General features: G+C 60.1%; 14 protein-coding genes. 8 read left to right on the top strand and 6 right to left on the bottom strand.

What is annotated here, in order from left to right; genetic code table 11:
• Positions 1–26: 26 nt before the first annotated feature.
• From IP76_RS10350 to IP76_RS10360, 3 genes are read right to left on the bottom strand one after another with little or no spacing between them, the layout of a single operon-like run.
• Positions 27–1,070: a glycosyltransferase family 4 protein gene (locus IP76_RS10350; protein WP_054158143.1), complete on the bottom strand. Its 1,044-nt coding sequence runs from the start codon at positions 1,068–1,070 to the stop codon at positions 27–29.
• Positions 1,067–1,465, bottom strand: a complete 399-nt coding sequence (locus IP76_RS10355; RefSeq protein ID WP_054158144.1) for a 6-carboxytetrahydropterin synthase — start codon at positions 1,463–1,465, stop codon at positions 1,067–1,069. Before IP76_RS10355 ends, IP76_RS10350 begins: the two co-directional genes overlap by 4 nt.
• 25 nt (positions 1,466–1,490) lie before the next feature.
• A complete protein-coding gene (locus IP76_RS10360) occupies positions 1,491–2,489 on the bottom strand; it encodes a zinc-binding alcohol dehydrogenase (RefSeq protein WP_245281436.1) in 999 nt (332 codons plus the stop codon).
• Between the two features lie 162 nt (positions 2,490–2,651).
• Between IP76_RS10360 and ribA the strand changes: the two genes are divergently transcribed.
• Both ribA and IP76_RS10370 read left to right on the top strand, forming a co-directional pair.
• Complete coding sequence (gene ribA / locus IP76_RS10365; RefSeq protein ID WP_054158145.1) at positions 2,652–3,758, top strand: GTP cyclohydrolase II RibA; 1,107 nt, start codon at positions 2,652–2,654, stop codon at positions 3,756–3,758.
• 25 nt (positions 3,759–3,783) lie between these two features.
• A complete protein-coding gene (locus IP76_RS10370) occupies positions 3,784–4,572 on the top strand; it encodes a CDP-alcohol phosphatidyltransferase family protein (protein WP_054158146.1) in 789 nt (262 codons plus the stop codon).
• A gap of 50 nt (positions 4,573–4,622) precedes the next feature.
• On the opposite strand, the gene IP76_RS10375 is transcribed toward IP76_RS10370, so the two are convergent.
• A complete protein-coding gene (locus tag IP76_RS10375; protein ID WP_082352489.1) occupies positions 4,623–5,543 on the bottom strand; it encodes a lysylphosphatidylglycerol synthase transmembrane domain-containing protein in 921 nt (306 codons plus the stop codon).
• A gap of 209 nt (positions 5,544–5,752) precedes the next feature.
• On the opposite strand from IP76_RS10375, the gene IP76_RS10380 reads away from it, so the two are divergent.
• Positions 5,753–7,240 (top strand): sulfatase-like hydrolase/transferase, encoded by a 1,488-nt coding sequence (locus IP76_RS10380; RefSeq protein WP_245281437.1) that lies wholly within the window; start codon positions 5,753–5,755, stop codon positions 7,238–7,240.
• Here the strand turns inward: IP76_RS10380 and IP76_RS10385 are convergent.
• Complete coding sequence (locus tag IP76_RS10385) at positions 7,227–8,138, bottom strand: helix-turn-helix domain-containing protein (protein WP_054158183.1); 912 nt, start codon at positions 8,136–8,138, stop codon at positions 7,227–7,229. The genes IP76_RS10380 and IP76_RS10385 overlap by 14 nt on opposite strands.
• 155 nt (positions 8,139–8,293) lie before the next feature.
• Between IP76_RS10385 and pobA the strand changes: the two genes are divergently transcribed.
• Together pobA and IP76_RS10395 are read left to right on the top strand one after the other, a co-directional pair.
• The gene (gene pobA, locus IP76_RS10390) at positions 8,294–9,466 is read left to right on the top strand and encodes a 4-hydroxybenzoate 3-monooxygenase (protein WP_054158148.1); all 1,173 of its coding nucleotides are present in this window, start codon (positions 8,294–8,296) and stop codon (positions 9,464–9,466) included.
• A gap of 187 nt (positions 9,467–9,653) precedes the next feature.
• On the top strand, positions 9,654–11,099 hold the full coding sequence (locus tag IP76_RS10395; protein ID WP_054158184.1) for an aldehyde dehydrogenase: 1,446 nt from the start codon (positions 9,654–9,656) through the stop codon (positions 11,097–11,099).
• 67 nt (positions 11,100–11,166) lie between these two features.
• Here IP76_RS10395 and IP76_RS10400 read toward each other — a convergent pair whose 3' ends face one another.
• The gene (locus IP76_RS10400) at positions 11,167–11,679 is read right to left on the bottom strand and encodes a MarR family winged helix-turn-helix transcriptional regulator (protein ID WP_054158149.1); all 513 of its coding nucleotides are present in this window, start codon (positions 11,677–11,679) and stop codon (positions 11,167–11,169) included.
• A gap of 150 nt (positions 11,680–11,829) precedes the next feature.
• Between IP76_RS10400 and IP76_RS10405 the strand changes: the two genes are divergently transcribed.
• The 3 genes from IP76_RS10405 to IP76_RS10415 all read left to right on the top strand — a co-directional run bounded on the left by IP76_RS10405 (position 11,830) and on the right by IP76_RS10415 (position 14,629).
• Positions 11,830–13,431: an AMP-binding protein gene (locus IP76_RS10405; protein ID WP_054158150.1), complete on the top strand. Its 1,602-nt coding sequence runs from the start codon at positions 11,830–11,832 to the stop codon at positions 13,429–13,431.
• A gap of 4 nt (positions 13,432–13,435) precedes the next feature.
• A complete protein-coding gene (locus tag IP76_RS10410) occupies positions 13,436–14,266 on the top strand; it encodes a p-hydroxycinnamoyl CoA hydratase/lyase (protein WP_054158151.1) in 831 nt (276 codons plus the stop codon).
• Positions 14,267–14,437: 171 nt separating this feature from the next.
• Positions 14,438–14,629: a CsbD family protein gene (locus IP76_RS10415; protein WP_054158152.1), complete on the top strand. Its 192-nt coding sequence runs from the start codon at positions 14,438–14,440 to the stop codon at positions 14,627–14,629.
• The last annotated feature ends 93 nt before the right edge of the window (positions 14,630–14,722 follow it).

The following is a 14,722-nucleotide window of genomic DNA, read 5'->3' on the forward strand; positions in this document are numbered from 1 at the left end:
CCCCAGCCAGTCCTTGTCAAAACCGCTCATCGAACAGTCTCCAATGCGTTTGAAATGGTCCGGCTGGTATCGTCCCAGCGGGGGAGCGCTGACCCGGCACGCGCGGAGGCCTCGGCTCTGGCTGCCCGTCCGGGTTCATCAGTCAGAAGCCTGCGCAGTGCGGCGGCAAATGCTGAGGGATCGTCAACGGGAACGAGAATGCCCGCATCTGCCGGAACCACTTCGGGAACGGCTCCCGCATGGCAGGCGACGATTGGCAGTCCCTGTGTCAGGGCCTCAGCAAAGACCATGCCGTAGCCTTCATAGCGGCTGGCGAGCGCAAAAATATCGGCTCCGGCCAGTGCCGTGGCTGTGTCGTCGACCTCTCCGCAGAGAGCGATGCGATCGGCCAGACCGAGCGTCGCGATCTGGGCCTCGATCTGGCGGCTGATCTCAGGGTCAAGCCGACGGCTACCGATGATCGATGCCGTCCAGTCGAGATCCTCGATCTTTTTCAGCGCCGAAACGAGCACATCATGCCCCTTGCGGCGCGTCAGCGTGCCGATCGAGACAATGTGCGGTGGCTGACCGGAGGCGGTCGAGGGCAGGCCGCGGGCCGTGCCGGGGATGGCTGTCGTGATGCGCTCGGCGGCGATCTCAAACCGATCTGCCACCTCGCGTGCGGTCATCTGCGATGTTACGATGACGTGGCGGGTGGCTGAAAGCGCTCGGCGCTCCGAATTCGTCAACCGCTCCTGGTCGGTCGGGGACAGACCTGTTTCGAGTGCCAGCGGGTGATGAACCAGCGCGACGATCTTCAGTCTGCTTCTTTCCCGCATTGCCCAGTCATCCAGAACGCCAAAGGCGAGCCCGTCGATCAGGACCAGTGCGCCGTCGGAAAGGGCCGAGAGCCGCGCTTCCGCGTCACGGCGCGTGTCCGTCGAAGGGGCTGGAAAGCCGTCGCCAAGCGCAAGCAATTGTACGTCCCAGCCAAGAGACTTGAGGCCGGCGACGACAGCGCGGTCATAGCCATAGCCACCGGTCTTCAACGTGAGATCGCCGGGATAGGCGAAAACCAGGCTGCGCGTCAAAGGTCGGCCTCATACCAGCCGCGTGCGGCGTGGGATTCGTGCAGCAGCACGCGCAAGCGGCAAATACGGTGGCTACCCGGGCCAAGCTTTTTGTCGGATACGGCGGAAGCCAGCTGATCGAAGATGTGCTTGGCTATGACCTCGGTCGTGCTGATTTTGCCGGCAAACGCCGGATGTTCGTCGAGATTCTGATAGTTGAGGGGCTTCAGGATCTCCGACAGAACGGTTGTCGCAGCCCCGATATCGACGGCAAGTCCATCCTCGTCGACATCCTTGGTGAAGAAGGCAGCATCCACGACAAACGTTGCCCCGTGCATGCCCTGTGCCGGCCCGAAGACCGGGCGGGGAAGGCTGTGGGCGATCATGATATGGTCTCTCACTTCAACTGCGAACATGGTCTCTCTTTCGTGTGTCTGTCTTTTACGAATAGCGGATGCGGTGGCAGAGCGTATCCGGCGATGACAGGATACGGGGATAGGCAGCTTCCAGTTCAGAAAAAGCTGTCTCGCCCGAGATCAGGGCATCGAGGCGGGTGTCGACCAGCAGTTCCAACGCCTTGGCCATCCTGCGCTTGTAGCTCCACCGCGAAGCCCTGTTCGGGGGGATCGTGCCGACCTGCGAGCTGATGAGTGAAAGCCGCCTTGCATGGAACGCCCCGCCGAGCGGAATGTTGACGGAACGGTCGCCATACCAGCTGGCCTCGACGATGCGGGCCTCCATGCCGGCATGGGCGATTGCGGCTTCGAGCGCATTTGCCGAAGCCGTGGCATTAATCAGTACGTCGAATTCGCCGCTGAGGTCACCGGGATTGGAAAACGCAAGTCCCAGTTCTGCTGCCAGTGCGCTGCGGTCGGGATTGCTATCAACGAGAAGGGTTTCTGTCCCGGCAATTCCGTTCGACAGATAGGCAACAAGGGTTCCCACGACGCCCGCCCCGAAAACCACCACCCTGTCGCCGGGCAGGATACCGGCATCCCAGATGATGTTGAGTGCGGTCTCCATATTGGCAGCGAGCACAGCTCGTCTCGGGGGAAGCGCATCGGGCAGGAGGTTGATCTGCTCCTCCGACACAATGAACAGGTCCTGGTGCGGATGAAGGACGAAGACTGCACGGTCGCGCAGTTCGGGCGGACCGTCTTCAATGCGTCCGACGCTGGCATACCCGTATTTGACCGGGAAGGGGAAACTGCCCTCCATGCCCGGCCCACGCATGCGTTCACGTTCGCTTTCAGGGACGAGGCCCTCAAGCACCAGCCGTTCCGTGCCCCGGCTGACACCGCTGAACATGTTTCGGATCATGAGCTGCCCGGATTGCCGTTCACCGAGCGCCTGATGCTGCAGTTGCACTTCCCCTGGACCGGTTTGCCAGAGTGCGGTTGCCTGCCGAATGGCGGGCTCTCGGTCAGTTCTTTCCGTCAAAGGCAGTGGTCCTTCACCAATTCCAGCATCCAACCGGGAACGTAGCGCGTCAGCGCGCATTTGGTTTCGAATGGCCGATCAATATTTATTTACAGGCTCTACGCAATCCAGCCGGAGTTCTCAGGCGTAATGACAACCATTGACGTAGGGAGAGTAAGCATCATGTCCAGCCTGAGCCCGTCCATGTTCGAATTCGTATCGCCGGAAGCCGAAGTTGAACGCGCAGTCGCCGAATTGCGCTTTGGCCGTCCAGTCGTTTTGTCCGACGGCAGCCGGAAGCTTGCGTCCCTTTCGCTCGATTGCGTGGCACCGACTGTTTTCGATCAATTTGCCGCGGCAGCAGGCAACCGTCACTCCCTGTTGTTGACCGCGCCGCGGGCGGGACGCCTGGGTATTTCGTCGAGCGCGGATATTCTGGTGCCGCTTGCCGGCCTGAACTTCGATCAGGCCTCGCGTTTGGCCTATTCACTCGGCGTTGAAGCGCCGCGTCTCTGGCAGCCTGCCGATGCGCTCGCTGCCCAAACCGCAGAACTTGCTCGCATCGCCCTTCTCCTTCCGGCAATGGTTGTGGCGGATGTCACCGAACAGCCGGATCGCTTCGCAGCGTGCTGCCTCTTGAATGCTGACCGGCTGAAGGGTGCGGACCAGGCGCGCCAGCGTTTCGACGAGGTTGTCCGAACCCGTGTACCGCTCGAAGGCATGGATCATGCCGAATTCGTCGTGTTCCGCGGTGGTGTCGCGCAGAAGGATCAGGTGGCCATCGTCGTTGGTCGGCCTGACGTAACGAAGACCGTTCCGATCCGCATCCACTCATCCTGCATCACGGGCGATCTCTGCGGCTCGCTGAAATGCGACTGCGGTGACCAGCTGCGCAATGGTCTTGCTCTTCTCCAGGAAGCCGGTGGCGGCGTATTGCTTTACCTCGACCAGGAAGGCCGTGGCACGGGAATCGGTGCGAAGATGCGCGCCTATGGCTACCAGCATTTCGGCTTCGATACGATCGACGCGGATGCCGAGCTGGGCTTGGCAGAAGATCACCGACGCTACGAGGCGGCTGTTGCCATGTTGCGGCTGATGAACATTGGTCGGGTTGCCGTCTACACCAACAACCCCACCAAGATCGCCGGTCTGCGTGCGGGTGGCATTGATGTGGAAGCACGCTCGCCGGTCGTCGGCCGCGTGACGGCCGAGAACCAGAACTACCTCCGGACAAAGACAATCCGCGGCGGTCACATGATGGACCTCGAAACCCTGGTCGCAGCAGAGTAAGCTTGCATCCAGGAGGATTGAACAGATGGCGAGCGGACCAGAGCGGCTGGGCTATTGGTGGGATGAGCGTGCCTTTGGATTGGAGGGGCGTGGGTTGTTGCTCTCCACCGCCATCACCAATCTCTCCCTGGTCGCAGCATGCACCCTGGCGCTGCTCGTCGCAGCCTTTGCTATTTTTCCGCTTGGGCCGGGTTTTATCATTGTCACGCTGGTGACGCTGGCGATCATCTTTGCGCTCGTCCTCCGCGCCCTGCCCGGCCATGGGCATGATCGCTTTGGTCCGGCCAATCTGGTCACATCGATCCGGGCCGGACTTGTCAGCCTGACAGCCGGTGCGCTCGTGTCGAGTGAGCGGCTTGCTGGCGATCCGGTGGCCCTCTGGACATTGCTTGGCATTGTGCTGATTGCGTTTGCTCTCGACGGCATCGACGGCTATCTGGCGCGCCGTTTTGAGGTCGAATCGTCGTTCGGGGCACGCTTCGACATGGAGGTGGATGCCTTCCTGATCCTCCTTCTATCTCTGGCGGCCTTGCTTCTCGACAAGGTGGGAGCCTGGGTCGTTCTGATCGGGTTGATGCGCTACGGATTCCTGGCGTGGGGTCATTTTTCTCCAAAATTGAATGGTAGCCTGCCGCCATCGTTCCGTCGCAAGCTTGTCTGCGTTGTGCAGGTGGCAGCACTCTGTGCGATCCTTGTGCCTTTCGTATCCTCCGACGTCGCGACTGCAATCGCCGCAATCGCGCTTGCCGCGCTCGTTTATTCCTTCGCAGTCGACATTCGTTATCTGCTTGCTCGGCCGGGCGTTGAGCGATGATCGGAGCGAGCTCAGACGGGGACGTCGCGTCTAGTCTGCCGTGCGGTAGCTTAAGCTTGCGGGGTCTTTGGCGCGCCGCTCCAGACGAGAAACGCCAAGCCGGGCAGGGCGCCTGCAAGCGAGAGGCCACCATAGACAAGGCTTGCTGCGAGACCCTCAGACGTCGTCGCCCCGATCAGAGGCCACAGCGCCATGGCGGCCGCCTCCCGGCTTCCCCATCCGCCGAGACCCGATGGTATCAGCATGGCGAGCAGCGTCAGCGGCACGATGGTGACCGTTGCGATCAACGGAAGTCTGGCGCCTACGGCATGCGAGGCGATAAAGAAAGCCGCGACATAGGCCAGGACCACCGTCAAGCTGAGGGCGATCTGGATGGCCCAGGCACCGCGATCGAGAAATGCCTTACGGATGTCCGCGAGCATGCCGGGCTGCCCGATCACCCCTTTGGATTTTGCGATCTTCCATCCGAGGAGCATCAGGGCGCCAAGCCCGACAACAACGGCGAACCCGACGATCGCCATATGGTCGCTTGCGTCCACGCCGACGATGTTCGGCCAGGCGAACAGACCCAGAGCGGCGAAGGCGAAGAAGACGATCTGTCCGGACAGCCTTTCAAAGACGACTGCCTTGGCCGGCTGCTTCCAACCGCCGGGGCCTTCCGCGCGCATTCGGTAAGCGCGCAACGCATCTCCGGCAACACCGCCCGGCAGGGACTGGTTGAGCAGAGTGGCGACATAATATTCGCGGATCGCTTCACCACTCGCAATGGTTTGGCCCAAGCGGTCAGCGGTAAAACGCCAGCGCAGGGCCGAGAGAACAATCTGAGCCTGGACGAGACAAAGAATCCCGGCGATGTGCAGTGTCGACACCTTCGAAAGGGCGGCAATCAACGTGGTCGTATCAAGCCTCAGCGCCAGCAAGAGGACGATGGCCAGGACCGAAAGAAGGATCAGGAAACGGAAGGCGGACACGGGCCAGAACTTTCAACGACGTTGCTGCATCAAGTCATAGCACTACGTCACGACACAGGCTGCGGACTTTGATGACTTCGAATTGTTCTGCCGTCAGACGGCCAGTCTCGTCGGTCAAGCCTCTGCTGGCAGGCCTTGTGGTCTCAGTGTTTGTCTTAATCGCGATCCGGCTCCCGGATCATCCGGATGCCCTGGGCCTGGATGCCTTCTTGCGATTGCCGCTGGAGTGGCCGCTGCTCTGCCTTATGCTCCTGCTGGTGCCGGGATGGATGGGCCGCGTGGTGCGCGCCATCGTTGCGGTCGTCGTCTTCCTGCTGCTGGCCCTGAAGATTGCCGATCTGGGGACGCAGACGGCCTTTCAGCGCCCGTTCAACCCCTACCTCGACAGCCGATTGATGGGGGATGGCTGGAATGTTCTGTCCGGCTCGATCGGGGCTGGAACCGCATTCATCCTGGGCTGCGTCGTGCTCTTTGGCGTCGCTCTGGTGATCTGGCTTTTCTGGCGCAGCGCACGCGAAATGGCTGCCACAGAGGGCAGGGCGCGGCGTCGGCTGATCGGAGCCTTTGCCGTGCTCGCAGCCTTTGCCGGTGGATCGCTGGCCATGGGCTCACTCCGGACGGATGCCGGCGTCGTGCGCTATCTCGTCGCCCGCATTGATCTTGTCATCCGGTCGGCCGTCGATATGCAGGCTTTCGAGAAGGTGTTGGATGCAGGCGTTGAGCCTCTATCCGGCGATGGTCTGTTCGGACGCGTGCGGGGCCGCGATATTGTGGTGATCTTCGTCGAATCCTATGGCCGCAGTGCTATCGAAGATCCTCGTTATGCGCCACTGATCCAGTCGCGTCTGGCTGCGGTGGAAAAGGCGATCGGCGATGCTGGTCTCTTTTCCGCCAGCACCTGGGTGACCTCTCCGACAGTTGGGGGGCTGAGCTGGCTTGCGCATGGCACGTTGATGTCGGGCCTCTGGATCGACAATCAGGCACGCTATGATCGCCTGATGATGAGCCGCCAGCCAAGCCTCAATCGTCTGTTTTCGGAGGCCGGTTGGCAGAGCGTCGCCATCATGCCGGCCATCACCATGGCCTGGCCGGAGGCCGCCTATTACGGCTATGACCGTGTTCTGGCCGCCGCCGATCTCGGCTATCGCGGCAAGCCGTTCAATTGGATCACCATGCCGGACCAGTATACGCTTGCTGCCTTCGAGCGACTGGCCCGTCAGCCGGCGCGAGCCGCGGGAAAGAACGTCATGGCCGAGATCGCGCTCATCTCGAGCCACGCACCCTGGACACCGGTGGCGCACCTGATCGATTGGGATGCCATCGGCGACGGCACGGTCTTCGATGCCCAAGCGACGAGCGGCGATCCACCCTCTGTGGTCTGGGCTGATCCTGAGCGGGTCCGTCGGCAGTATATCGAAACCATTGATTATTCGCTGCAGACGCTGGGGAGTTACATGGCGCGCTTTGGCTCTGACACAGTCTTTGTCATTCTTGGCGATCACCAGCCGGCCAGCATCGTGACCGGCCCCAATGCGTCGCGTGCGGTCCCGGTCCATGTGATCAGTGGAGACGCAGATTTCATTCGCGGGTTCGAAGCGGAAGGATTTGCCGCCGGAATGACCCCGCGCCTCGATGGCGTCGAACGTCCCATGCAAGACATCCGTCCGCTTTTGATCAAACGCTTCACCCGTGATTGAGGCCAAGGCCCTCCTCACGGGCGCCGAGCTTGGGCTGTTCCTGGAGGCGCCACGCACGGGGTGTCACGCCCGTCTGGCGCAAAAAGAAACGAGAGAAATAGGCGGGATCGGAAAAGCCGAGACGAAAGGCGACGTCCTGCACGTTTCCGCCTGTGAACAGAAGCGCACGCTGGGCCTCTTCGAGCAGGCGCTCCGCGAGAAACGCCTGGGTGCTCAGGCCCGTCTTTACCTTGACGATCCGATTGAGATGGGTGGGCGATATGCCAAGCGCAGAGGCAAAGTAGCTCGCCGGACGGTGATTGCGGACTTCCCGCTGCACCAGAGTGGAGAGGATCTCCATTCGCCGGTCATTCTCGTCGCCGCCTTGCGCCTCTCGAACATCCAGTGCCGCGGCTCGGGCTGTCAGCGCCAGCGTTGAAGCGATGCCGGCCTCGACCATGATCGCCCACTGGCTTCGGCGGCCAGCCCATTCCGAGAGCACGGTGTTGAGTGTCGAGCGGATCGCAGGTGCCGCTGTGTCATCGAGACATGTAACGCGGGGTTCGGCAAGAAATCTCCCGATCGGACTGGGTTCGTCCGGCCGCGCCGGCAGTCGGCCTGAGAGAATGGTGAAGACATGCCCGTCGATATCCGGTGCAAACCTGAAACCATGCGCTACGCCGGGCGGTATTGTTATTATGGCCGGTGGTTCGATACGCACAATTCGATCACCGAATATCGCGTCGCCGGAACCTGAAAGGATCGACAGGATCTGGAAGAAATGCACATGCCGGTGCATGCCTATTTCGAAGTGGTGGAGACTGCTTCGCGACGGTATTGTTTCGCAGTGCACCCAAAACTGCGCAGCGGCTGATCCGCTCTCGCCGTAGAGGTCATAACTCGGGATGGCGGACATCATCCGCGCGCTGGTCGTGTCCATGTTCGATTTGTGCAATAGTTGGCGTGCTGCGTCCATTGTTCATTCCCGCATCTGATCTCACAATTTGCGCAATGCCAATTTCGAAATGCCTCTGAACCAGGCTTCGTGATCGGCGGCTGCCGTTGGGAGGAACCATGCGCACCCAAGTCGTCATCATCGGATCGGGTCCATCCGGGCTTCTGCTCGGCCAGTTGCTGGGCAATGCTGGCATCGACACGGTGATCCTTGACCGCGTCGGCAAGGACCACATCCTGTCACGCGTCCGGGCCGGCGTCCTGGAGGAAGGGACCGTCGGCCTGCTCGATCGCGCTGGGGTGGGCGCCCGCATGCATCGGGAGGGCTTGCCGCATGATGGTTTCTCGCTCGCGTTCAACGGGCGCGATCATCGGATCGATCTCTTCGGCCTGACAGGCGGGAAGCGGGTTGTGGTCTATGGCCAGACGGAGGTAACTCTTGATCTGATCGAACAACGCGCACGCGACGGGTACATCACGATCTACGATGCCGAAGATGTGAGCCCGTACGGCTTCGATGGGAATGCACCCTTTGTCACCTACGTCAAAGACGGCCTAACCCATCGGATCGATTGTGATTTCATTGCTGGGTGCGACGGTTTCCACGGTGCGAGCCGAAAGGCAGTGCCGGAAGAGGCGATCAGGACGTTCGAGCGTGTCTACCCCTTCGGCTGGCTCGGGATCCTGGCCGATGTACCGCCGGTTAGTCATGAACTGATCTATGCCAATCATCCACGTGGTTTCGCGCTGTGTTCGATGCGGTCGCACACCCGCAGTCGCTACTACGTCCAATGTTCACTCGACGATACCGTCGAGATGTGGTCGGACGACCGCTTCTGGGATGAGCTTCGCCGTCGCCTGCCGCTGCACCATGCCGAGGCGCTGATAACTGGTCCGAGTTTTGAAAAGTCGATTGCCCCGCTCCGCTCCTTCGTGGCGGAGCCAATGCGGTTCGGTCGGCTCTTCCTTGTCGGTGATGCCGCGCATATTGTCCCGCCGACCGGCGCCAAGGGTCTCAATCTCGCCGTCTCGGATGTCCATTACCTGTGCGAAGGCCTGCTCCAGCATTATCTGGAGAAAACCGACGCAGGGCTCGATGCCTATTCCGAAAAGGCATTGCGGCGGGTCTGGAAAGCAGTGCGTTTTTCCTGGTCGATGACCACGCTGCTTCATCGCTTCCCGGATACCGGAGATTTCGGCCAGAGAATCCAGGAAGCAGAACTCGACTATCTGACCCAATCCAGGGCCGCGTCTACGGCGATGGCGGAGAACTATGTTGGCTTACCCTATTGAGCGATATGCCATTCCTTGCGAGGCAGGAACGTTTTTTAGACTCACGAATAAGTCTGTTCTTCGGAGGGTTGAAAGTCGCTCAGAGAGGCCACCCCTCTTGACGTGACACGTCGAGTTGGAGCTCGCAACGGGGCTGAAGCGAACTCGATATTAAATCAGGCATACTGGAGGAGTAATTGCCATGAACATGCATATTCCAATGTTGATCGATGGTGCGGAGAAGGCTGCCATCGGGAACCGGACCTATGATCGGATCAATCCCTATACCCAGGAGATCGCAACAACGGCGTCTGCAGCCGGGCTCGATGATGTGAAGGCGGCGGTAGACGGGGCAGCTGCGGCGTTTCCAGCGTGGTCGAAGACGGGACCCGGGGAGCGCCGAAAGATCCTTTTGAAGGCTGCTGACATCATGGAGGCTCAATCGAGCGAGTTCTCGGCATTGATGACGGCAGAGACCGGTGCGACAGGCCAATGGGCTGGTTTCAACGTCATGGTGGCTGCCGGCATGCTGCGTGAGGCAGCTTCAATGACCACGCAGATTTCCGGCGAAGTCATTCCGTCCAACAAGCCGGGTTCACTGTCGATGGGAATTCGTCAGTCTGCCGGTGTTTGCGTCGGGATTGCGCCGTGGAATGCGCCGATCATTCTGGGAACGCGGGCGATCGCCATGCCAATCGCTTGCGGAAACACCGTCATTCTCAAAGCGTCCGAACAGTGCCCTGGCACACATCGTCTGATTGCCCAATGCCTCGTTGAAGCCGGGCTTCCCTCCGGCGTGGTCGGTGTCATCACCAATGCGCCGGAAGACGCAGCACAGATCGTCGAAGCCCTGATCGCGCATCCGTCCGTAAGGAGGGTCAACTTCACCGGTTCGACCCGTGTCGGCAAGCTTATTGGCGAGCTGTGTGGTCGTCACCTGAAACCAGCGCTGCTTGAACTTGGCGGGAAGGCGCCGCTCATCATTCTCGATGATGCAGATATCGATGCTGCGGTGAATGCCGCAGCTTTTGGTGCCTTCGCCAATATGGGGCAGATCTGCATGTCGACCGAACGGATCATCGTTGACCACAAGATTGCTGATGCGTTCGTGACGAAACTCGCGGCCAAGGTTTCGAAGCTGCCGGCTGGTGACCCGAAGGGGCATGTGGTTCTGGGTTCACTGATCAGTCTCGATGCGGCGAAGAAAATGGACGAGCTTATCGCGGATGCGCTGGGCAAGGGTGGGATACTGCTCGCCGGCGGCAAGCGGGAAGGGAGCGTTGTCGAGGCAACGCTGCTCGACAACGTCTCTCCCGACATGCGCCTCTATGCCGAGGAAAGCTTCGGGCCGGTCAAACCGATTATCCGCGTAGACGGTGAGGAGGAAGCAATCAGGATTGCCAACGATACCGAATATGGTTTGTCCGGCGCCGTCTTCAGCAAAGACATTCGTCGCGCGCTGGCCGTCGCCGCCCGGATCGAATCCGGGATTTGCCACATTAACGGTCCGACGGTCTTTGACGAGCCTCAGATGCCGTTTGGAGGTGTCAAGGGGAGTGGCTACGGCCGATTCGGCGGCAAAGCCGCGATTGCCGAATTCACTGACTTGCGCTGGATCACGATCGAAGATCCGAACCAGCACTATCCTTTTTGAGGAGAGCGGCTATTGCCAGATGCGGGGGCAGTCGTTTTTCAGACGGCTGCCCCATCTGGCCAGGCATTCAGTCGGTTTCGTTGTTGCCGGGAACGATGTCTGCATAGATTTTCTTCAGACAGCCAATGAAAACCTCCAGCTCTTCAGGTGTGAACCGGCTGGTGAAGCGAAGCTCATGGGCTTCCTGGAGGTCCCGCGCTTGGCCAAGCAAGATTGCGCCGTCGCCGGTCATGCGCAATTCTTGCCGACGGCGGTCAATGGCTGAAGCCTGGCGCGATATCAGGTTGCGTGCCTCGAGCCGATTGACGAGCGCCATCATCGTCGCGCGATCCATGCTGAGCTGATTTGCGATGTCGATCTGCCCAACGCCGGGGTTGGCTGCAATGAGTTCAAGGACGGCAAATTGCTTCTGCGTGAGGCCGAGTTCACCCATCGCCGTAGAATAGTCCTGATAGATCGCGACGTTAGCCATACGGATGTGAAAGCCGAGAATGTCATCAAGGCGCCCCGTCCTCAGCCGGCGGCCAAGTTCGAAGACTTCATCATAATTGGCCGGATTCAGGTCATTCTTTAGTATCATGTGCCTTCTTTCGCGGGTCAGAACAATGTTCGCTTGTTCTCTGTGATCATATTCTGTTCTATCAGGGAATTCTCCTATTGTCTGTGATCATTTTTGATTTAGTATGTCGAACTTACGATGTGCTTGGGAGTGGCGCAGGGAGGAGATCGTATGGACCAGCCCGTAGGGGTGGAGGGGATAGCTGCGCAATTCTGCGGGCTGGAGACGTATGACCCGTTGGTCTACCGGGCCAAGGTGTCTCCTGACGCCGACGCTGTTGTTGAGGTTGCGAGCGGTGAACGTCTTACCTTTTCAGAGCTAGATCGTCTTGTCGGCAAGATCGGCGCTTTGCTTTCCAATGAAGTCAAGGCATCCGTGGCGCCGCCGCATGTCGCCTATCTCGGTCGCAATTCCATTGCACAACTTGCGACCTGCCTTGCCTGCCAGCGCGCAGGTTTAGTGTTCATACCGCTGAACTGGCGATTGGGTGCCGCTGAGTTGCGGCCTATCATTGAGGACGGCGACCCTGCCCTATTCATTCATGACGTAGAGTTTGCGTCCGTCCTCGCAGAGGCGGTGCGGGACGGGGTGCAGGTTCTGACCGTTGAGGGTGAAAACGGGCTTCTTGCTCGGGCGGGTAAGCTTGGTGCGGTTGCGGCAGCTTCATTCGAGGCAGCCAGGACCTGCATTATGCTCTATACGTCAGGCACGACCGGAAAGCCCAAGGGAGTGCTGCTCACGCGGCACAATGCCTTCGCTTCGGCTGTGAACTTCGCCATGGTCGGCGAGATCACGGAGGCGTCGGTCACGCTTTGTGACCTTCCGTTTTTCCACACGATCGGCCTGGTGGCGATTGCCCGAACGACGGTGATGATGGGCGGGCTCCTGATCATAGCGGACCGCTTTCACCCTGACCGCGCCCTGTCGCTCCTCGGTGATCCCGAACTCGGTGTCACTCACTATTTTGCCGTCCCCCAGATGGCAGCGACCTTGCGTGCAAGCCCTGTCTGGAACCCGAGGGCGCTTGAGGCCTTGCAGGCAATCTTCATCGGTGGCGCGCCGCTCTCGCCTGCCTTGATTGCCGAATTTCTTGAGCACGGGATTCCGCTCGTGAACGGCTATGGGATGAGCGAGGTGGGGACAGCGATCCATATGCCGCTGGATCGAGAGGCGATCGCACGTCATCCGGGTAGCGTCGGTTATCCCGCACCTCTCCTGGAAATCAGGATCGTCAATGCCACGGGCGAGAACGTCGAGGATGGTGAGGTGGGTGAAATCTGGCTGCGGGGACCGTCCGTCACGCCGGGCTACTGGAACAAGCCGGAAGAGACCGCGCTGGCTTTCGTCGATGGCTGGTTTCGCACCGGCGATCTCGGACGGCGTGATTCAGGCGGCGTCATCTTTGTGCCGGACCGGCTGAAGGACATGTATATCACCGGCGGCGAGAATGTCTTTCCGGCAGAAATCGAGGCTGTAATCGGGGCCCATGCCAAGGTCCAGGATGTTGCGGTGATTGGTGTCCCGGATGCCAAATGGGGCGAGTGCGGTCTGGCGCTTGTGGTTGCGGTCGCCGCTGAGACACCGAGTGCCGAGGAAATTCTAACCTTTTGCGCGGAACGCCTCGCATCCTACAAGCGGCCGCACCGCATCCTTTTTGTCGAAACCATCCCACGGACGGCATCCGGCAAGGCGCAGAAAAATCTGCTGCGCCAGACCTACGCGTCTACCCAAAATCCCCCGGCACTGCCGGTCGAAACAGGCATGCAGGAGTGAAATCATGGCTGATATAGAAAGCAACCTGCCCGAACCGGTGCTGGTCGAGTTTGACAACGGCATCGCATTTGTCACCCTGAACCGGCCGGAAAAACGCAATGCGATGAATCCGGCGCTCAATATCCGGATGCTGGAGATCCTCGATGAACTGGAAGCCGACGAGCGCTGCGGTGTTCTGGTTCTCCGCGGCGCAGGCCAGTCCTTTTCGGCAGGCATGGATCTTAAGGAGTATTTCCGCGAAAATGACGGCAAGGGTCGGGGCGCTGTGCTGAAAAGCCGCCGCCAGGCCGGCGGATGGTGGAACCGGCTGATGTATTTCGAAAAGCCGACCATCGCCATGGTCAATGGCTGGTGCTTTGGTGGCGCCTTCACGCCTCTGGTTGCCTGCGATCTCGCCATCGCTGCGGACGAGGCGACCTTCGGGCTTTCGGAGATCAACTGGGGAATCCTGCCGGGTGGCAATGTCACGCGCGCGGTGGCCGAAGTGATGGGCCATCGGGATTCCCTCTATTACATCATGACCGGCGAGACTTTCGGCGGTCAGAAAGCGCGGGAGATGGGGTTGGTCAATGAATCCGTGCCGCTCGGCGACCTCGAGAACCGGGTCAGGGCGCTTTGCGGCACCCTTCTGGAGAAAAATCCGGTGGTGCTCAAGGCCGCGAAGGATACATTCAAGCGGGTGCGGAATATGCCCTGGGAACAGGCGGACGATTATATCTATGCCAAGCTCGAGCAGATGCTTCTGCTGGACAAAAGCAATGGCCGCGCCGAGGGCCTGAAGCAGTTTCTTGACGACAAGACCTACCGTCCCGGATTGCAGACCTACAAGCGCTGAAAGCCCGCTGACACCGCTTGGTGTGCTTCAGGCGCGGAACGAAAGCCGTCGCGAGGCATTGTAGAACCACAAGCGATCAACAAGCAGCCGAATATGGACTTCCCCGGCACAATGACCGGATAGCGACTTGAAGGCTGCATGGGACGCAAACTCGGAAGAAGGAGAGCGAAAATGGGTTCTACAGCGGACAAGATTTCCGGCAAGACAAACGAACTGGTCGGCAAGGCAAAGCAGGCCGTCGGCGACGCAACCGATAACCGCAGCTTGCAGGCCAAGGGCGCTGCACAGGAAGCCAAGGGCGATGCGCAGCAGGCCAAGGGCCAGGCGAAAGATGCTGTAAAGAAAATTGTCGATAAAGCCTGAAGGCTTTAAAGTCCTCCAGCAACGGGCCCGCTTTCAAGCGGGCCTTTTGCTGTTTGATGGGCGCTTCGCTGGGCGCCTGAAGCCTCCCCGTCC

The organism is Rhizobium sp. AAP43, from assembly GCF_001296045.1.
Classification (GTDB): domain Bacteria; phylum Pseudomonadota; class Alphaproteobacteria; order Rhizobiales; family Rhizobiaceae; genus Allorhizobium.